This is a genomic window from Pseudoalteromonas sp. 2CM28B, assembly GCF_023161935.1.
In genome coordinates this window covers 1-19,836 of the sequence record NZ_JALNTH010000014.1, presented here as the reverse complement: position 1 = coordinate 19,836, position 19,836 = coordinate 1, and the positions used below count along the sequence as shown (strand labels likewise).

At 41.0% G+C, this 19,836-nt stretch carries 20 protein-coding genes and 1 other RNA gene; 9 read left to right on the top strand and 12 right to left on the bottom strand.

Annotation, left to right across the window (positions count from 1 at the left end; genetic code table 11):
- Positions 1–6: 6 nt before the first annotated feature.
- Positions 7–465: a division/cell wall cluster transcriptional repressor MraZ gene (gene mraZ, locus MTN96_RS18170; RefSeq protein ID WP_008110699.1), complete on the bottom strand. Its 459-nt coding sequence runs from the start codon at positions 463–465 to the stop codon at positions 7–9.
- Positions 466–1,039: 574 nt separating this feature from the next.
- On the opposite strand from mraZ, the gene MTN96_RS18165 reads away from it, so the two are divergent.
- From MTN96_RS18165 to MTN96_RS18155, 3 genes are read left to right on the top strand one after another with little or no spacing between them, the layout of a single operon-like run.
- Complete coding sequence (locus MTN96_RS18165; protein ID WP_016899504.1) at positions 1,040–1,357, top strand: hypothetical protein; 318 nt, start codon at positions 1,040–1,042, stop codon at positions 1,355–1,357.
- 5 nt (positions 1,358–1,362) lie between these two features.
- A complete protein-coding gene (locus tag MTN96_RS18160) occupies positions 1,363–1,803 on the top strand; it encodes a hypothetical protein (RefSeq protein ID WP_016899505.1) in 441 nt (146 codons plus the stop codon).
- 13 nt (positions 1,804–1,816) lie between these two features.
- Entirely contained in the window at positions 1,817–2,059 is a 243-nt protein-coding gene (locus MTN96_RS18155) for a hypothetical protein (protein ID WP_248532444.1), read from the top strand.
- A 22-nt stretch (positions 2,060–2,081) separates the two neighbouring features.
- On the opposite strand, the gene MTN96_RS18150 is transcribed toward MTN96_RS18155, so the two are convergent.
- Positions 2,082–2,927 (bottom strand): pirin family protein, encoded by an 846-nt coding sequence (locus tag MTN96_RS18150; protein WP_248532443.1) that lies wholly within the window; start codon positions 2,925–2,927, stop codon positions 2,082–2,084.
- Positions 2,928–3,179: 252 nt separating this feature from the next.
- On the opposite strand from MTN96_RS18150, the gene MTN96_RS18145 reads away from it, so the two are divergent.
- Positions 3,180–6,206 (top strand): EAL domain-containing protein, encoded by a 3,027-nt coding sequence (locus tag MTN96_RS18145; protein ID WP_248532442.1) that lies wholly within the window; start codon positions 3,180–3,182, stop codon positions 6,204–6,206.
- A gap of 23 nt (positions 6,207–6,229) precedes the next feature.
- Here the strand turns inward: MTN96_RS18145 and MTN96_RS18140 are convergent, their stop codons facing one another.
- Positions 6,230–7,177 carry a YihY/virulence factor BrkB family protein gene (locus tag MTN96_RS18140; protein ID WP_248532441.1) on the bottom strand — a complete coding sequence of 316 codons (948 nt, stop codon included), beginning with the start codon at positions 7,175–7,177 and terminating at the stop codon, positions 6,230–6,232.
- Between the two features lie 389 nt (positions 7,178–7,566).
- On the opposite strand from MTN96_RS18140, the gene MTN96_RS18135 reads away from it, so the two are divergent.
- Positions 7,567–8,670, top strand: a complete 1,104-nt coding sequence (locus tag MTN96_RS18135; RefSeq protein WP_013464047.1) for a mechanosensitive ion channel family protein — start codon at positions 7,567–7,569, stop codon at positions 8,668–8,670.
- A 580-nt stretch (positions 8,671–9,250) separates the two neighbouring features.
- On the opposite strand, the gene rnpB is transcribed toward MTN96_RS18135, so the two are convergent.
- Both rnpB and rsmI read right to left on the bottom strand, forming a co-directional pair.
- Positions 9,251–9,616: RNase P RNA component class A (gene rnpB, locus MTN96_RS18130), an RNA gene on the bottom strand.
- A 42-nt stretch (positions 9,617–9,658) separates the two neighbouring features.
- Positions 9,659–10,516 (bottom strand): 16S rRNA (cytidine(1402)-2'-O)-methyltransferase, encoded by an 858-nt coding sequence (gene rsmI / locus MTN96_RS18125; protein WP_036981305.1) that lies wholly within the window; start codon positions 10,514–10,516, stop codon positions 9,659–9,661.
- 60 nt (positions 10,517–10,576) lie between these two features.
- Here rsmI and MTN96_RS18120 point away from each other — a divergent pair, with 60 nt between their 5' ends.
- From MTN96_RS18120 to dolP, 4 genes are all read left to right on the top strand, one after another.
- Positions 10,577–12,457, top strand: coding sequence for a penicillin-binding protein activator (locus tag MTN96_RS18120; RefSeq protein ID WP_248532440.1), 1,881 nt, complete (start codon positions 10,577–10,579; stop codon positions 12,455–12,457).
- 9 nt (positions 12,458–12,466) lie between these two features.
- The gene (locus tag MTN96_RS18115; protein WP_036981301.1) at positions 12,467–12,838 is read left to right on the top strand and encodes a YraN family protein; all 372 of its coding nucleotides are present in this window, start codon (positions 12,467–12,469) and stop codon (positions 12,836–12,838) included.
- A 151-nt stretch (positions 12,839–12,989) separates the two neighbouring features.
- Complete coding sequence (locus tag MTN96_RS18110) at positions 12,990–13,583, top strand: SIS domain-containing protein (RefSeq protein WP_008110721.1); 594 nt, start codon at positions 12,990–12,992, stop codon at positions 13,581–13,583.
- Positions 13,576–14,142, top strand: coding sequence for a division/outer membrane stress-associated lipid-binding lipoprotein (dolP, locus tag MTN96_RS18105; protein WP_248532439.1), 567 nt, complete (start codon positions 13,576–13,578; stop codon positions 14,140–14,142). Before MTN96_RS18110 ends, dolP begins: the two co-directional genes overlap by 8 nt.
- An 866-nt stretch (positions 14,143–15,008) precedes the next feature.
- On the opposite strand, the gene MTN96_RS18100 is transcribed toward dolP, so the two are convergent.
- From MTN96_RS18100 to MTN96_RS18070, 7 genes are all read right to left on the bottom strand, one after another.
- Positions 15,009–15,446 (bottom strand): ClpXP protease specificity-enhancing factor, encoded by a 438-nt coding sequence (locus tag MTN96_RS18100; protein WP_248532438.1) that lies wholly within the window; start codon positions 15,444–15,446, stop codon positions 15,009–15,011.
- Positions 15,446–16,072, bottom strand: coding sequence for a stringent starvation protein SspA (gene sspA, locus MTN96_RS18095; protein ID WP_008110861.1), 627 nt, complete (start codon positions 16,070–16,072; stop codon positions 15,446–15,448). The genes MTN96_RS18100 and sspA overlap by 1 nt, the downstream gene beginning before the upstream one ends.
- Positions 16,073–16,151: 79 nt before the next feature.
- A complete protein-coding gene (locus MTN96_RS18090; protein WP_036981296.1) occupies positions 16,152–16,895 on the bottom strand; it encodes a cytochrome c1 in 744 nt (247 codons plus the stop codon).
- A complete protein-coding gene (locus tag MTN96_RS18085; protein ID WP_248532437.1) occupies positions 16,892–18,157 on the bottom strand; it encodes a cytochrome b N-terminal domain-containing protein in 1,266 nt (421 codons plus the stop codon). The genes MTN96_RS18090 and MTN96_RS18085 overlap by 4 nt, the downstream gene beginning before the upstream one ends.
- Positions 18,157–18,747, bottom strand: a complete 591-nt coding sequence (gene petA / locus MTN96_RS18080) for a ubiquinol-cytochrome c reductase iron-sulfur subunit (protein WP_010390661.1) — start codon at positions 18,745–18,747, stop codon at positions 18,157–18,159. Before petA ends, MTN96_RS18085 begins: the two co-directional genes overlap by 1 nt.
- A 544-nt stretch (positions 18,748–19,291) precedes the next feature.
- Positions 19,292–19,636: a four helix bundle protein gene (locus MTN96_RS18075; RefSeq protein ID WP_058154141.1), complete on the bottom strand. Its 345-nt coding sequence runs from the start codon at positions 19,634–19,636 to the stop codon at positions 19,292–19,294.
- Positions 19,633–19,836 (bottom strand): hypothetical protein (locus MTN96_RS18070; protein WP_248532436.1); only part of this gene is annotated, 204 nt, incomplete at its 5' end. The genes MTN96_RS18070 and MTN96_RS18075, both read right to left, overlap by 4 nt.

The following is a 19,836-nucleotide window of genomic DNA, read 5'->3' as shown; positions in this document are numbered from 1 at the left end:
TTGCTGCTAGAGGGTGAAGTTATCTAAATCGTCATTCGGTTCAAAATCACCGAGCCTCTCAAGCTCAGTGTCTTGGCGCATCTGTTCGTGCCAACGTGCTTCATCCCAAATTTCAAATTTATTCATTAAACCCACCAGCATAATTTTTTTGCCTAGTTCTGCATGTGAGCGCAATGAAGGCGCCAACAAAATTCGACCGTTTTTATCAAGCTGATACTCTGTCGCATTACCTAACAACATACGTTGCATCCGTCGTGCTCTGGGATTCATATTAGATATTTTTGCTAAACGGCTTTCTATTTCTAACCATTCAGCAAGAGGGTATAACCAAAGGCAAGGCTCATTGAGTGCAACGGTGCAAATTACCGTTCCCTGATCTTCAGACAATAGCGTATCTCGGTACTTAGTCGGTACCGCAAAACGTCCTTTATCATCCAAACTCAGTGAACTTGCGCCACGAAACATAAAAAGCCTATTGTAAATTTATTTTAATCAACTTTTTGATTAACCCGATCCAGTTTGATCCACTAAACACCACTTTTTACCACAGTGCTCCAGTTTAGGGCTTGACAAGCCTTTTTGTCAAGTAAGTCACCCAGCTTTAGCACCCCGCGAAGCCTGAAAAAATAAGGCTCCGATTAAAGCGATTGAATTGTTTAATAAAAAACCTGATCAGCCAGTAAAAAATTTTTTATCGTTTTTTTTATTAGCTTGTTGGCATTATTTGCGTAATGAATAAACAGTGAATAATTACAATTTATTTGAGCCCTGCTGACCTTTGTGAATTAGAGTTTGGTCAAACTAGATGCGGTTTAATCGTGTCGCGAGGTTTGTAACCGAGTGGACAAAGAAAAAATCAATCTCGAATGATCAACACGTCCTAGTTTGTAAAAATTACAAACTGTTGTCGCAATAGTTACAGCTATAAACCCACTCAAAATTCGTAAATAAAATACAATTTATATAAAACAACAGGTTAAAGGCTGGTTTAATCATTGCATCTAAATAATTACTTTTAAAAAACTATTAAGGATTGATTATGGCTACGGCAACGAAGAGCAAAACTCCTATTGATGCAAAACAAGAGATTGAAGCACCGCTAACAGATAAAGCGACATCAGCAGCGCATGACGCAGTTGATGCATTATCAAGTAAAGCGGCGGCGGCAGAAAATGGCGTTCGTAAAGGCGCAAGCAGCTCAGCTGAAACGCTTAATGAAAAGCAGTTAGCCGCTCGTGAGAAACTAGCAGAGTGTTCGTCTAAAACACGTCAACTCGCATCAGAAAACCCATTAGCAACGGCAGGTCTGGCGTTTGCTGCTGGTATGTTAGTTACAGCACTGTTTCGTCGTAAGTAATACTAATGCAAAACCAACACTCAACACCAAGTGAATCACAAGGGACAGATTCGCCATCATCGGCAAAACACGCCGATGACTGGCAAGATCATGTTGCTAAGCTTGCTGATTATGCAGCGCAGCTCAAGGATGATTATTACCAACAAGGAAAGTTAACGCATCAGCTGGCTACAGCTGAGTGGAAGCTGTCGTTAAGATCCTTAGCACTGATCACCATTCTACTAGGATGTTTTGCCAGTGGCTTGGTGTTACTGTGGGTGGGGTTTTTAGGTATTGTAGGCTTTGCCACCTTTGATCTGTTTAGCTCTATCTGGCTGAGCATTGCAGTAGTGATCAGCCTACAAATTTTATGCTTAGTTTGGCTGTGGCGAAATGCCGTTTATCTGAGCAAAAAAATTGGCTTTACTAAAACGCTAAATAGTCTAAGGCAGCTGCTTAAATTATAAGGCACACACTATTATGTTAATCAATTATTTGATCAACTCTCCGAACGTTCGCGTGCAACAGCTAGATAAAGAAGTTGTTATGCGATCAGAGCTAAAACGTCAGCATCTTGCAGCTATAAAATACAGAGCAAAACGCTTTGCAACAACAAAAGTGGGGCTCGCCAGTGCGTTTGCAGCTGGCGCTGTAGTTGAGTCTGCTAAAGGTGATGCTAACATGATAAAAAAATACACTTGGTTATTAAAGCTACTTGCTTAAAAGTCATTCGCGCATCGATTCATCACGACAATGAGCCAAAAAAACCATTTTGATAATCGCTAACAGCCTGGCGAATTTCAGCCTCGGTGGTCATTACAAAAGGTCCCATGTGCGCAATTGGCTGGTTAAGTGGATCGCCTGCTAAAATAAGAACCCCCGCCGCTTTCTTTGCCTGTAATGCAATGTCACTCAATGGTTCTAATATAAGCAAATTACCCGCATTAAACACGTCACCGGTCTGAGATATTAATGAGCCTGTATGAATATAAATCATTACTTTTTGCTGTTTTAAAGCCGGTAAATTAAGCCCTTCACCCGCAGGCAAAGCTACATCGGCTATGGCACCATTAGCAGCTAAATTTTGTAAGCTTGCAGCCAATTGGTGTGATTCAAATTGCCATGTCCCTGCTAAGGCTTTAAGTGAAACACCTTGTTGATTAGTAAAACTCGGTGCTGGATGATCTGTGGTATCTTGGTATTGAGGCTCACGCATTTTTTGAGCACTTGGCATATTGAGCCAAATTTGAAAGCCATGTAAGCCTTGTTCAGCATCGGCAAGGGGTATTTCACTGTGCATAACACCGCTACCGGTACTCATCCATTGTACGTCACCCGCACGAATCGCCTTTTTGTTACCCATTTGGTCTTGATGTTCAAACCCGCCTTTTAAAATATAGGTAAAGGTTTCGATCCCCCTATGAGGATGAGGAGGAAAGCCACCAATATAATCACTTGCATCGTCAGATTTAAGCTCATCTATCATTAAAAATGGATCTAAATATTTACCATCAAATCCTGGAATACGACGAATATTAACACCATCCCCATCTTGGGTAGCATAAGCAGTTAGTACTTTGGTTATTTTCATTTTTTGCCTAAAATAGGTTAAGTAAAAGTATAAAATGTTAATTTATTATTATAACTAGACCCGAAAATTAATTAATAAATTTCAGTTATATACAATAAAAGTAAATTTAATATTTGCGATATAATTTTAGTACATTAAAGGTTATTTATAGTAGAATTATTGGTCATAGTTTCACCCCATACTTATTTGGATACGATTATTTTTACTGCATCATTAAAACATCAGCTTTATCGCCTACTTATGCTAATTTGCATGCCTGGGATCGCTGTGATCTTAATTACCTTATGGTTTAGTCGCGATGCAGCACTTAAAGAAAGTGAAAAAAAAGTAATGCATATTGCTGATCATTTAGTTTTACAGCAAAAAAATATTATCGATGACGTACAACGCCTGACCCTATTCTTAGCAAACAAGCACATAAATATTACCAAAATGCCGGTCAATTGCCCGCCTTACTTTTTAGACTTACAAACATTGTATAGCAACATTGCAAATGTGAGTGTTTATGATCGACAAGGCAATATTATGTGTGCAACCAATGGCAATAACCAAAATATAAATATTAGCGATCGTCAATACTTTCAACATGCCCTCACAACTAAAGCGCTTTCAATTGGCTCTTATCAAATTGGTAGAAGTATTAATGCGCCCAGTCTGAGTTTTGCTTCGCCAATATCAGATGAAAATGGCGAAATTACAGGTATGTTAGTTGCCGCAATTGCTTTGCAATGGTGGAATTCAGCGCTTAATAATTTAAATCTGCCCAATAATTCACGCGCAGTGATTACTGATTCTAACGGCCTAATTTTGGCTAATTTTCCTTTTTCAGACGATCGATTAGGTAAAAAAATAACGAATGAAGACCTTGATCATAGCCAACAGGCCGGAATAATTTACAGAGGGAATGATGGAGCGAGCCGAATTTACAATCACACAACGCTTTATAAAGATACTAGCGGTAATCAACTATCAATTTATATTACTCAGCCAGTTGATAAAGCGATTGAGCAGATAGATATTAACTTTGTAAAAATGGTTTTAGGGTTTTTAATTACTATTCTTCTTTTAGCTGTATTGGTCAAACGACTAATCAATAAAAGTATTTTAAATCCGGTTAAAAGTTTAACGCAGGCGGTTAACCACTTAGCGGCCGGTAATATGCCTCATGACGATGAGCAGCCCAATAGTCCTGAGCTAAATAGACTTTACCATCGTTTTAAATACATGGCCGAAACTCGCTTAATGGCTGAAGCATGCCTTAAACATAAGCATGACGAGCTCAATAGCTTACTTAATGCATTACCCGATGCTTTTTTACGCGTAGATGCCAATGGCAATATTCTTGATACCGGTGGACATATTAAATCGTTAAATTATAGCCATTCAACACCCCCTAAAAAATTATCGTGTTTATTCTCTGATGCTAATTTAAAACAAGTGCAAGGGTACTTAATACCCCTGAACGCCCCTGTCACTGTTGAGCTTGAACAAAAACAAGACAATCAGTTTTATGAAGCTAAAATTAGCCCAATGAAAAAAGCCGATGAGTTTATTATCGTTATTAGTAACATCACGCAACGAAAGCAAAATCAAGAATCGTTGCATTTAGCGTCATTAGTTTACAACAACAGCAGTGAAGGCATGGCAATCACGGATGAAAATGGGGTTATTTATGATGTGAACCCTGCGTTTTGTGAAACAACTTTGTATTCTCGAAGAGAAGCTCTCAATCAAACTATTAGTATTTTATCATCGGGTAAACACGATAAGCAGTTTTATAATTACATGTGGCAATCGCTCAATAAAACAGGGCGTTGGCAAGGTGAAATAACCAATCGTCGTAAAAATGGCGAGCTGTATGTTGAATGGTTAACCATCGATACTATTTACGATAAAAATAAAGCCCCGATTAGTCGTATTGCTATTTTTACCGACCTAACCGAGAAAAAACAAGCAGATGAATTAATTTGGCGACAAGCGCATTTTGATCATTTAACCGACTTGCCTAATCGATTAGAGCTAAAAGAGCGATTAAACCAACGATTCGAAAACCTGAACAGTGAAGATCAAAAACTGGTCATTATGCTATTAGATATTGATCATTTTAAAGATATTAACGACACATTGGGCCACCATTTCGGCGATAGATTACTTAAGTTAGTATCTGAGCGAATTGTAAAAACGGCCAAAGAGGCTGACTTTGTAGCACGAATTGGCGGAGACGAGTTTGTTGTTGTGTTTAGTGATTTACATGGCAGCGAAAACATCGAGCAAATGGCAAAATCACTTTTGCTTAGCCTTGCCTCCACTATTTTTATTGAAGATGAAAAAGTGTATATCAGTGCCAGTATTGGTATTGCCTGCGCGCCAGATGATGGCCAAAATCCAGAGCAATTACTTAAAGCCGCTGACCAAGCTATGTATAAAGCAAAAAATAGCGGTCGCAATGGCTTTGAATTTTTCTCACATGATATGCGTAAAGATGCAAACGCAAGAATGCAACTACTCAAAGAGCTTCGCTCAGCTATAGAGCTAGAACAGTTTGAGTTGTATTACCAGCCTATCGTATCGCTTGATGATTTACACATTCACAAAGCTGAGGGGCTTATTCGTTGGCAACACCCAGAAAAAGGCCTGATCAGCCCTGCTGACTTTATTCCTCTTGCTGAAGAAACCAGACAAATAAATGCGCTGGGTCAATTTGTATTTGCTGAGGCACTACAAACACTTAATGATATTAAAAAACACATTCAAGATGAATTTCAAATAAGCATTAACGTTTCACCAGTGCAATTGGCAACCGTCGATAGCGGCATAGACGAATGGTACGATATGCTAGCAAAGGCAAATATACCAGCCTCAGCGATTGTGGCCGAAATTACTGAAGGCTTAATGGTTAATCCTGAAGAGTTGACCCAAAGCCGCCTAAAAGCCTTGGTTAAATCAGGGATGCAATTGGCCCTTGATGACTTTGGCACCGGTTACTCATCGCTTGCTTACTTGCAAGAAATGGATACCGACTACCTAAAAATAGATAAACGCTTTGTTGATAATATTCAAAAAGATAGTCAAGAGCTGGCTTTGTGTGAAGCAATCATCATGATGGCTCATCAGCTTGGTTTAAAAGTAATTGCCGAAGGCATAGAAACAAAATTACAAATGGATTTATTACTTGAGGCCGGTTGTGATTATGGTCAAGGCTATTTGTTTTCAAAGCCGCTGCACAAAGCCTCGTTTATGCAGCTGATAACAACAAATCAAGCAATTAGTTTAAAATAAAAGTCATTTAGCCCTAATACTGGTTATTTTGTGTCGAGGTGGTCTGCTACATACGCACCTCGCTGCCCTCTTTTTTTATCTGGTCCAATGGTGCTGTCTTGAGCAGTTTGCTGCTCTAACGCTGCATTGATTGTGGCTCCTAAAATAATGATATAAGCGCTAATAAATAGCCACATAAGCATAATAACCACCCCACCTAAAGAGCCATATGTTTCGTTGTAACTAGCAAAATGAGATACATAAAATGAAAAGCCAAAAGATGCCACAATCCATAATACAGTGGCGGTGAATGAGCCCACGGTAACCCAACGCCATTTAGCTGCTTTTCTGTGAGGCGCATAACGGTATAAAATTAATAATGCAAAGTTAAAGGTTAGTGCCAGTAATGGCCATGAGATAAGCATGATTAAAAAATCAATACTCTCTTTTATTCCTAACAGGTTAAGCGCTAGCGGTAATATACCTATAATTACCAGTGCTATTACAGCCACCACAATTGCACCTACTGAAAATAATAAACGTACAAGTTGCGCCTTAAAAAATGAACGCTTTTCGTATTCGTGATAACTAATATTACATGCTGTGATCAACGCTTGGCTGCCCTTAGAGCTACTCCAAATAATGAGCAGTAAAGTAGCCAGCGCACTAAGGCTTAAACTAGTTTGTGACTTTTGCGCAAGACTTGAAACTTGAGATAAAATAATTTCTTGAGTGCTTTGTGGTAATAACGCCATAAACTGACTTAAATACACACTAATATCATTCGGTGATGCAAAATAAGCATACACAGACACCAATGCCGCAATGGCGGGAAAAATAGCCAGTAACGCATAAAATGCCACGCCTGCTGCCACTAAAGATAAATTATCACGGCTCATTTGTTTTACTATTCGCCTTATAATATCCCACCAGCCACGCAGAGGGATATGGTTAGGCTGCTTGGCTCTTTGGCCACGCTTAAAGTCACTCATAGTTAACTCCCTTTTCCTAATTAAGTAGCAAAATGTTTGCCAAAAAAATACTGCTTGGTATTAGGGTCTGTTGAACTTTCAAGGTTAAATTTGCAGCAGTCTGTTTGGTGTTTAGGCAAGGCAGAGCCTAAGTGGTGTGGTTACTCCCCATAAATAGGCGATAACGTAGCATTAATGCCAAACAGGCACTGCCCGAAGGGTTCTGCCTAGGGGCAATTAACTCTTTGTTGCTCGGCTTTTACTTAGCCCACTAGGTTACAAACCTCGCGCCGCGATTAAATTGCCCCTAGTTTGAACAAATATTAATACGCAAAGGTCAACAAACCCTAGACTTGCTGCTATTGTTTAACACTGACCCTAATTACTTCGACCTAACACGGATGACCTCTATGCTCAATGCTTTAATTGCAACACTCGCTAATAACACATCAATTCCAGCAATCGACACCGTTAAACCAAACTCTATTTCTTGGAGCTTTTTAAAAGATCAAAGCGTGCAATTACTACACACATTCATGCAATTACTGCCCACTTTATTATTAGGGATTGTTATTTTGGTGATTAGTTATTTAATTGCCACACCATTATCACGCTTGTTAATAAAGCCTGTTACTTACATGACCAAGAGTAAATTAGTACACCTAGTTGCTAGGCGAGGTATTAGCACCTTGATTATTTTACTCGGGTTTTATCTATTTTTACGCTTGGCAGGACTCACCGAATTCGCGGTCGCAATTATGAGTGGCACCGGATTAATTGGGCTTATTTTAGGCTTTGCCTTTCGGGATATTGCTGAGAACTTTATTGCCAGTTTACTTTTGAGTGTACAGCGTCCATTTAAAATAGATGATGTAATAGAAGTTGATGGCAGAATTGGTATTGTTAAAAAAGTAACTGCACGGGCAACCACTTTAGTTGACTACGATGGTAATCATATTCAAATACCCAATGCGACTGTGTATAAAAATACCATTAAAAACTTAACCGCTAATCCAAAAATGCGCGGTCATTTTTCAATCGGTATTGGCTACGATAATGATATTCGCGACGCACAAAGTCTGGCAATTAGTATAATATCGCAGCAAACCTCTGTGCTTAGCGATCCACCTCCCCAAGTATTGATTGATAACTTAGGCTCCGCCACTATTAACTTTACCGTTTACTTTTGGGTCAACGGCGAACAATACAGCACGGTAAAAGTAGCCTCACAGCTTATGCGAGAGTTAATCAATAGTTTTACGCAACATAATATAAGCATGCCTGACAATGCCAGAGAGCGTATATTGCTCAATAGCCAAGGTGAAGATATTTATCCCATAGCAAGCGAAGCTAAAACAGAGACAACAGAAGAAATTAACGAGCAATCACATATTCAAAAACATAAAACCACAGAGCATGAACACAGTATTGATGATGTAAGTAGTGATACGGATGATATTCGCGAGCAAGCCGATGAATCACGCGACCCAGAGCAAGGTAAAAATATTATATAGAGAGGTTCGAGGTTCGAGGTTCGAGGTTCGAGGTTCGAGGTTCGAGGTTCGAGGTTCGAGGTATTTAAAAACCTTAAGGTTAATATCGCAAGGTTTTTTTATACCTGTAGCAGCGGGTTCACCCCGCGTCGTTATTAGGTTTTAGGTATTAAACCCGTCGCCCGTCGCCCGTCGCCGTCACCCGTCGCCCGTCGCCCGTCACCCGTCACCCGTCGCCCGTCACACGTCACACGTCACCCATAAACTTAAACCAAACCTGCGAAGCATAAAGCCCCGCTTTAAAAAACCATTTTGAACCACAGAGTACACCGAGACCCTTCGCGCTACACAGATAAGATAAAGCAAATAAAGCATGTCTTTAATCATTTCCTCTGAGTACTCTGCACCCTCTGTGATAAATAGAATCACCAACAGACGCGACATAAAGTCGCTGCTACACCAGTCAATCTTAACCCGCTTCTCGTCTCTCGCAGCCCGTCGCCCGCAACCCGCAACCCGTCACCCGCCGCTCGCTGACGGCTGACGGCATATTCCAAACACAAAAAAGCCCGCAGCGTTAACTGCGAGCTTTTTTATTGAATGAGTGAGTCAGCCGGTAAGCCGGGTTCTGTCCTTTCCGAAGAAAGTGATAATCATTCGTCTAGGCCATAAATCGCTCTATGGCTCAAGCAACCTACCCGGTTCCAACGTGGGCCACGCCATAAGGAACCCTATTTGGTCTTGCTCCGAGTGGAGTTTACCTTGCAACCGACTATTACTAGCGGCCCGGTGCGCTCTTACCGCACCCTTTCACCCTTACCAATCCGAAGATTGGCGGTCTTCTCTCTGCTGCACTTGTCGTGGGCTCACGCCCCCCAGCCGTTAACTGGCACTCTGCCCTGTGGAGCCCGGACTTTCCTCCCCCTGCGCATTTTCGTTGCAGGCAGCGATTATCTTGGCTAACTCGGCGCGCAGTATACATGAGAGCACCACACTACGCAGTAAACATTTACTGTTTTTCTTCAATAATTGTTTTATAAAGCGCGTTTTTCTTCATACCAAAGTAATCGGCCACCACGCCACAGGCTTTTTTCATTGGCATTTCGTTTTCAAGTAGCGCTAACATTTTACGGGCTTCAGGCGGAATATCGTCAACTACCTTAGGTTTACCCGGCAGCATGAGCACTATTTCACCGCGCTGTTTAGTAGGATCGTCAGTTAAAAACTGCTTTAACTCAGCTACGGTGCCATTAAAGAAGGTTTCAAATGTTTTAGTGAGCTCTTTGGCAAATACCACTTGCTGCTCACTACCTAGCGCTGCTTCTAAATCGTCAAGGCTTGCCATAATACGGTGGGTACTTTCATACATAATGCTGGTGATGCTTGAGTTAACTGCATCTATAAAAAAGTCTTGGCGTGCTTTACTTTTAGCGGGCGTAAAGCCAATAAACTGAAAACGGTCGGTTGGCAGCCCTGAACAACATACCGCAGTAATTGCAGCGCATGCACCTGGTACAGGTGTTACAAGTGCGCCCTGCTCACGGCATAAATTAACAACCGCATAACCAGGGTCGCTTATAAGCGGCGTGCCGGCATCGGATACTAATGCAATATTTAACCCTTGATTAAGTTGATCGATAATTTGCTGCGCTTTTTGCTTTTCATTATGGTCATGTAACGCAAAGGTTTTAGCCTTAATACCAAAGTGGCTGAGTAGCTTGCCAGTATGGCGAGTGTCTTCAGCAGCGATTAAGTCAACCTGCGATAATGTCGCGATTGCACGCTGACTTAAGTCGTCATAATTGCCGATTGGGGTGGCAACAACGTAAAGAGTGCCAATTTTCTGTGAATTCTCCTCATTTAACATTGAGGTCTCCTGCGTCAGTCAGTAATATAAGCAAATCGCGTTAACGTATGGGAAATCATTGTGCGACTTAAACTAGTTAGTCTATTAATTATATTGTCAGGGTTATCGGCGTGTAGCACAACCGAAAAACCAACTAAAACCAGCGATAACTTAAATAGCAGTGCCAATACGCTGAAAAATGAATCACTGAACGCGCAATCGATTTATCAATTAGCGCAAAACCGTTTTGGTGCAGATAAAATTCAACTGCTTTATAGTGCCCGTGATAGCGCCATTACTGAAGAAAACTGGCCGCTACTCGAAACAATATGTAGCGAACTTGCACTTACTGCCAGTGTTGATCAAATTCAAAACCGTTTATATATTGCCTTTGCACAAAAAGAGCAGAATAAAAATCAGCAAGCACTTGAAGTATTAAACTCACTTGAGGGACAACTCAAGCAACCCGAACATTTTGCCTGGCACCAATTTTTAACTGCCAGCATTTTTGCTTCTCAAAACTTGCCAAAACGTGCTGCACCCTATTTTTTTGCGGCGTCAGAATCTGCAACTAAAAACACTATTTCAATTCCTCAGCTTAGTGATGCACTTTGGAAAAATTTAAAGCAACTCTCATCTTACGCATTAGAACGATTTAACCGTGGTTCTGTTATTCAACAAGGTTGGGTTAACTTAGCTTTGTATCATCAAGTTTACGCCAACAGCTCGGTTGATTTAGACCAAGCCATTAATAATTGGCGCCGCCGTTACCTTGGGCATCCTGGTAACAATGTACTGCCAAAACAAGAAACGTATGCTAATGAATTAGCGCCAATTAATATTGAGCGTTTGGTTGTTTTACTGCCTCAGTCAGGTGCTAATAAGCGCCTTGGGGATGCCTTAAAAGCCGGTATATTGGCAGCGCTTGATAAAAAAGAGATCAACGAAACACTGTTTATAGATGAAAATGCCGAAACCGAAGCGTTGAGCGCACAAATTTCTCAGTTACAGCCTGACTTTGTTATTGGCCCACTATTAAAAGCCAATATAGATAAGCTCGCTAATACCAATACATTACTCGATATACCCACCTTACATTTAAATACCTTTGATGGCGAAAGAACCTCGCTGCAACATTACTTTTTTGCGCTTAATCCTGAACATGAAGTACAGCAAACGCTAGAGCACTTTTTAGCACAGGGTTATCAAAAGCCGATGTTGTTAGCGCCAAATAATACCAATGGCCAGCGCTTAGTTGACTACTTTAATCTGCAGTGGCAACGCTATAGTGAAACAACCACGCAAGTTGGTTTTTATAACGATAACAAAGATATGCCCAATACCATTACTAGCTTGTTAGAAGTTGATAAGTCAAAAGAACGTATTAAATCGGTTAAAGCACTTTTTAATAAAGAAGTTGAAAGCGAAACACGCTCACGTGGCGATATTGATGCCATTTACATACTCGGCGACGCCATTGAAACCCGATTAATTAAGCCTTACCTTGATGTTAATGTGAGTACCTTTGCCGATAGAATTCCTATTTACGCCAGCTCTAAAAGCCACAGTAAGCAAATAGATACCACTGACAAAGGTGATTTAGACGGACTCTACTTTACTGAACTGCCTTGGATGTTAGACTCACAAATTAAGCAACATAATCTGCGTCAGCAATACAATGATTTATGGCCTGAACAAGCTGATATAAGCCAACGTTTATTTGCGATGGCTTATGATTCCGTCACCATGCTTAACGATATTAGACAATTGAGTGTTACACCCGATAAATACTTTTCAGGGTTGAGCGGTAAATTGTCGATTAATAGTGCCGGTGATATTGAACGTTCACTGCAATGGGCTCAGTACAGCAACCGCCGAATAAAACCGGTAGAGTTAAAAACACAACGCCCTGTACCGCTATTTATGCAATCAGCTAACGATGGCATAACCATAATTAACTAAGGGGTCGACATGTCGTGGTTTAAACAGCTGTGGCAAAATAGTCGTGAAAAAGGCCAGTATTATGAGCGCCAAGCGCAAAAGTATTTAGAAGCACAAGGCTTAAAAGCCATTGAGCGTAATTATTACTGCCCCTATGGCGAACTTGATGTCATTATGAAAGACGGTCACACCTTAGTGTTTGTTGAGGTTAAGTTTCGTAAAAATAATATAAAAGGCGGCGCTAATTATGCTTTAAGCCCGCAAAAGCAAGCAAAATTAAGACGAACTATTTATCATTACCTCGCGGCTAAAAATTTAAAAAATCAGCCATTACGTATTGATTATGTTGCTATAACAGGCGAGCCATCACTACACATAAACTGGCTAAAAAACGTATTTTAATACCGAGCACATACAAATGAGTGAGCAATTATTACAACAGCTAAATTGCAAAATGCGTAGTTAAAAATTAACAAGCTGCTTCTAAAAATAATCATCCTTAATAAAGCGGGTGTGAGCTCACACAGAATTAGATATTAATTGTTGGTAATCCATGCAAGACACAATAAAAGAAATTTTTAAAGAAAGTATTCAAGTTCAAATTGCAGCAGGTGAAGTACTTCCTAGCGCATTGGAGTCAGCGGCATTCACCATTGCACAAAGCCTGATCAATGGTAATAAATTGATATGCTGCGGTACTGCAAATTGCCACATGTTGGCGCAACACATGGCAGGCGTACTGGTAAATTTTTACGAAACAGAACGCCCTTGCTTACCTGCAATCGCTCTCTCGCAAGAAAATATTAACCTAGGTCAAGGCAATCAAATAGATGACCACGATACCTTTGCGCGCCAAGTACGTGCCTTTGCTCAGCAAGGTGACTTATTATTGGTACTTGCCATTAATGGTAATGAAAAACACATAATTTCTGCTGTAGAAGCGGCACTTACCAAAGATATGAAGGTCATAGTAATGGTAGGTGATGATGGCGGTGAACTCGTTGGCTTGCTTGGCCATAACGATGTAGAAATACGTACACCGTCTAAACGCCCTAGTCGCATTATTGAATCGCATTTAGTGAACCTTCACTGTTTAAGTGAATTGGTAGATTTAACCCTTTTCCCGCAGGACGAAAATTATGTTTAAACGCTCCCTGATTATTTTAGGCACCGTTGTGTTATTACAAGGTTGTGCTGCTGCTGTAGTGGCCGGTACAGCCAGTGCTGTTACTGCCGCAAACGATAGACGAACCATTGGCTCGCAAATAGACGACAACAACATTGAAATAAAAGCCAGCATTGCTATTAGCGAAGATGAACGCCTTAATAAGTTTGCTCATATCAGCGTTATAAGCGTAAATGGCGTGGTTTTAATGGTAGGGCAAGTTCCTAACCAAGAAATGAAAAACCAAGCGTTTAAAACCATTGAGAACCTATCTGGCATTCGTAAAATTCATAACCAACTACGCATTGGCTCTAATATTGGTATTACCACGCAAACACACGACTCATGGTTAACCTCAAAAGTAAAAGCGCAGCTTTTAGCGGCTGAAAACATCAGCAGTAATAATATAAAAGTAGTGACTGAAAATGCCGAAGTATACTTAATGGGGCTAGTATCTGACGCTGAAGCAAACCAAGCTGTTAATGTAGCTCGCAACATCTCTGGCGTAGAGCGGGTAGTTAAAGTGTTTGAGTATTTGTAAAAGTCTCAGGTTCGAGGTTCGAGGTTCGAGGTTCGAGGTATTTAAAAACCTTGCGGTTAACATCGCAAGGTTTTTTTATACCTGTAGCAGCGGGTTCACCCCGCGTCAGTATTTGGCTCAAGGTGTTAGGCCCTTTGCCCGTTGCCCGTTACCCGTTACCTGTTACCCGCTGCCGTGACCCCAAACACCGTGCTTGGCTTAATCTCTACCTAAAACCTAGCACCTCGAACCTAGAACCTTTGTCTTTAACCAGACGCGGGATAAACCCGCTGCTACACCAGCCAATCTTAACCCGCTTCTCGCAGCCCGTCTCTCGCTGCCGTGAACCCAAACACAGTGCTTGGCTTAATCTCTACCTAATACCTAGCACCTCGAACCTAGAACCTTTGTCTTTACCAGACGCGGGGTAAACCCGCTGCTACATCAATCAACCTTACCCCGCTTCTCGCAGCCCGTCGCCCGCTGCCGTGAACCCAAACACCGTGCTTGGCTTAATCTCTACCTAATACCTAATACATAGAACCTTTATCTTTAACCAGACGCGGGATAAACCCGCTGCTACACCAGTCAATCTTAACCCGCTTCTCGCAGCCCGTCGCCCGCTGCCGTGAACCTAAACACCGTGCTTGGCTTAATCTTTACCTAATACCTAATACCTAGCACCTAGAACCTTTGTCTTTAACCAGACGCGGGATAAACCCGCTGCTACACCAGCCAATCTTAACCCGCTTCTCGCAGCCCGTCGCCCGTCGCCCGTGAACTTTCACCTTTAACCTTTAACCTTTAGCCTTTAGCCTTTAGCCTAATATTTTCATACAGACATAAAAAAACCGCTTCTTAAGCGGTTTTTTTCTAACATTTACGGGCTATTTTATAACGCGTAAATGCGAGCCTTTTTTCTTTTCAGGCTTGGGAGCTGGCGTTTCATCAACTTGTTCAGGTGATGAATCGACACTTTCAAGCTCTGGAGCAAAATCGTCTTCGTCCTCTAAAAACTCATCTGCAGTAAAGACTGTGCCTTCGCCATTTTCACGTGCATATATTGCAAGTACAGCCCCTAAAGGCACGTACACTTGCATTGGCTGGCCGCCAAAGCGCGCGCTAAAGCTAAGCTGAGTATTATCTAACGAAAACTGCGTAACCGCCGAAGGGCTTATGTTCAATACAATTTGGCCATCTTGAACAAACTGTGTTGGCACTTGCACTGCAGGAAAGTCAGCATTAACCACTAAGTGTGGCGTGCATTCGTTATCAACAATCCAATCAAAAAAAGCGCGTAGTAAATAAGGACGATTAGAAGTCATTATAAACGGATCTCACGCTCTGCTTCAGTTAAAGAAGCTTGGAACGATTCACGTTCAAATAAACGGATCATATACTCTTTAAGTTCTTTAGAGCCTGCACCATTAAGCTCAATACCAAACTCTGGTAAACGCCATAACAGTGGAGCTAAGTAGCAATCAACTAAGCTAAACTCTTCACTCATAAAGTAAGGCGCTTCACTAAAGATGGGTGCTATTGCAAGTAATGCTTCGGTAAGCTCTTTACGCGCTTGCGCGGCATCAGAAGTGTTGTTAATGATTTTTTCAGCTAGGCTGTACCAATCAGTATCAATACGGTGCATCATTAATCGACTACGACCACGCATGACCGGATATACAGGCATTAGTGGAGGATGAGGAAAACGTTCATCAAGGTATTCCATGATGATGTTTGCCTGATATAAACCAAGCTCACGGTCAATCAGTGTTGGCACTGTGCCATAAGGGTTAATTTCGTGAAGTGCTTCTGGCAGGTTATCCTTTTCAGCCATATGAATATCTACACTTACACCTTTTTCAGCAAGTACAATGCGTACTTGATGGCTATACATACAGTTAGCACCAGAAAAAAGGGTCATTACAGGGCGCTTATTGGCAGCTACGGCCATGCCTACCTCCATTAAATAACTAAAACAGCAATAGGGGCTTAAGCCCCTATTGCAAAATTACCTTTAAATATGTTCAAACTTAATGAACATCTCTCCAGTATTCTTTCTTAAGCATAAATGCCAAGATAAATAGAATCACTAAGAATCCAAGTACCTTAATACCTAGCGCTTCCGACTCGAGACGTGTAGGTTCACCTACATACTCTAGGAAATTCGTTAAATCACGAACTGCTTGGTCATATTCATCTACACTTAATTCGCCCGTACCATCTGTTTTTGTACCAGTAATATGAGTGGTTGTTACACCATCTACTGTTACTTCTTCAGTAATTGCAGTAGGAACACCTTGCAACTCTTGAAGAACATGTGGCATACCCACCGATGGGAATAACGTATTATTTACGCCAAACGGACGAGATTCATCTTTGTAAAACGATTTTAAATAGGTGTAAATCCAATCACTGCCACGCACACGCGCAACATTTGTTAGATCCGGCGGAGCCGCACCAAACCATTTTGCAGCATCTTCTTTAGCCATAGCATTATTGATATGACTACCTACTTTTGAACCATCAAAAATAAGTTGCTCTTGACCAATCTCTGTTGGAATACCAATATCGCGGAAAGTACGTTCATAACGTTGATACTGCATTTGGTGACAACCAAGACAGTAGTTCATGAACAACTTTGCGCCACGTTGCAAAGAAGGTTGATCAGATATATCGTTACCCGCTTCCATTAGAGGAACTGACGGGCCTGCAGCCATTGCAGGTAACACGTTTACTGATAAAGCAAATAAACCTATTAGTAGCTTTTTCATCATTTCGTTAACCTCTCAGGCAATGGCTTAGTTTTTTCATTCTTACTGTAAACGAATAACAGTACGAAGAACATAAAGTAAGTCACAGTACAGATTTGCGAAACAAGCGTTTTAAAATCAGTTTGTGGTGTAGCACCAACCCAACCTAAAAGAACGAAAGTAACAACAAAACCTGCAATGTTCCATTTGTGGAAACCACAACGGTAACGAACTGAACGAACCGAACCACGGTCAATCCAAGGTAATAATGCTAACACAACAATTGATGCACCCATTGCAGCAACACCCATTAGTTTGTCAGGGATTGCACGTAAGATTGCATAGAATGGCGTAAAGTACCAAACAGGGAAAATATGCTCTGGTGTTTTAAGTGGGTTAGCTGCTTCAAAGTTTGGCGCTTCTAAGAAGAAACCACCCATAGCAGGCATAAAGAACACAACCCAACAGAACAAGATTAAGAAACCAACCACGCCCACAATATCTTTTACTGTGTAATAAGGGTGGAACGGAATCGCATCAATAATGTCTTTTTTATCAGTGTAGTATTCATGGAACTTAAATTTAGGCTTATCTTTTTCAGCCACAGTTCCTTTTTTACGTTTGTTATCAATACCGTCTGGGTTGTTTGAACCCACTTCGTGTAGTGCAACAATGTGTAAAAATACTAAGATAACAATAACTAATGGCAATGCAATTACATGTAATGCAAAGAAGCGGTTAAGCGTTGCACCTGAAATTACATAGTCACCACGGATCCACAGTGTTAAGTCATCACCAATAACCGGGATAGCCCCGAATAATGAAATGATTACCTGTGCACCCCAGAACGACATTTGGCCCCATGGTAATAAGTAACCCATGAATGCTTCAGCCATTAGGGCTAAGAAAATGAACATACCGAACAACCACAATAACTCACGTGGTTTTTGGTAAGAACCGTAGATCATGCCACGGAACATATGCATGTAAACAACGATGAAAAACGCAGATGCACCCGTTGAATGCAAATAACGTAGTAACCAACCGTACTCTACATCACGCATGATGTATTCTACTGATGCAAATGCACCTTCAGCAGATGGTACATAGTTCATCGTTAACCAAATACCTGTAAGTATTTGATTTACTAGTACTAACATAGCTAGAGAGCCGAAGAAGTACCAGAAGTTAAAGTTTTTTGGTGCTGGATACTGTGCAATGTGCATGTTCCAAACACGTGTCATTGGGATACGGTCGTCTATCCACTCAACAATTTTACCAAACATTAGGCCACCCCTTGTTCTTCGCCCACTAAAATAGTGGTCTCATCAAGAAAAGTATATGGTGGAATTTCTAAATTTAATGGTGCAGGTACCGATTGGAATACACGGCCAGCCATATCAAACTTAGAACCGTGACATGGACAGTAAAAACCGTCATCAGTCCCTTCCACTTTCTCACCAAAGCCACCTTGTAAAAAGCTAGGTGAACAACCTAAATGCGTACAAATACCTACAGCGACAAAAATCTCTGGGCGTAATGAACGGAAATCATTGGTTGATGATTCTAATTGTTGTGGCTCTTGCGATTGCGGATCACGAAGTTGACCTTCATGTTCTTTCATCTGCTCAAGCATTTTTGGGGTCCGTGATACAACCCATACAGGTTTACCACGCCACTCGACACGTATTAATTGTCCTGGCTCAAGTTTGCTGATATCTACTTCTACAGGCGCACCCGCAGATTTAGCTCGCTCACTTGGATTCCAAGACGCAATAAAAGGAACAGCAGCCCCAGCCGCACCAACACCACCAACAACAGAGGTAGCTATGGTTAAAAAGCGACGTCGGCCATTGTCTACAGGCGCATTGCTCATCCACTTATCTCCACTATGATTCTCAACACTTGCTATATTGAGAACATCAGTTACAGCAGGTTAATTTTTCGAATTTTAAAAGAGAAACGATCATAATTAAAACCCTTGTTTAAAACAAGGTTATTCACAGCCTCCTGCTCGAATAATCCTGACTTGCTCAAATAGTTGATTAAGTTAGCTCGAGTATGAAACCAAATGACTATAGTATCGCTTCCGTAAAAACAATTTGTAAACAAGTACAATCTCACCAACTAAGTACAGTAACAACTGAATTTGGCGACATTAAACTCATTCACTTTATTTGCCCGCCAATTGTAGCAAAAAAATTCACCAATTAACTGATGGATTTAAACTAATTGCGATAATTATTTAACTTTTTTTGCGTTAGTCGGTCATTTTTAAGCTTTCGTTCAATAAATACGCACGCTTGGCCAATTTTGATCAAGCTAATATCGACATTAGTCGTAAAGGGAAAAGGTTCGGGGTTCGGGGTTCGGGGTTCGGGGTTCGGGGTTCGGGGTTCGGGGTTCGGGGTTCGGGGTTATCATGCATTTTTAATCATAGAAATCAATTTACCAAGCATTTTCCCAATACTCTCACACTCATTTAAAGCGTATTCTGTTTGTTCATAATTAATGTGACCTAACTCAAAAGCAATCATTAGCTGAGTTTTTAATTCACCGACAGACCCTTTAGCCACAGAAAGAAAATAAGCTCTTTCTTTATCAGAGTAACGCTCATAACCCTCTGCAATATTGCTAGGCACTGAAACTGCGCTTCGACACATTTGATCTTTTAAGCCGAAATCCCTCAAAGCAGCAAAGGTTTGGTATACAAACAAACTTAATGAGAAAGACTTTTTCCATACATCTAAACTTTCATACCTCACAACCACTCCTTAGTCTTAATCCCGCATTCATCATAAATTATAGTAAACATATAATTTAACGCACGGAACTTAATCTCTTTCGCAGCTCGGTTCTCGTAGCCCGTTACTCGAAACTCATTATCTAAAAACAAAAAACCCAGCATAAGCTGGGTTTTTGAATTCTTGATAACGTAAAAATTAACGTTTTGAGAACTGTGGAC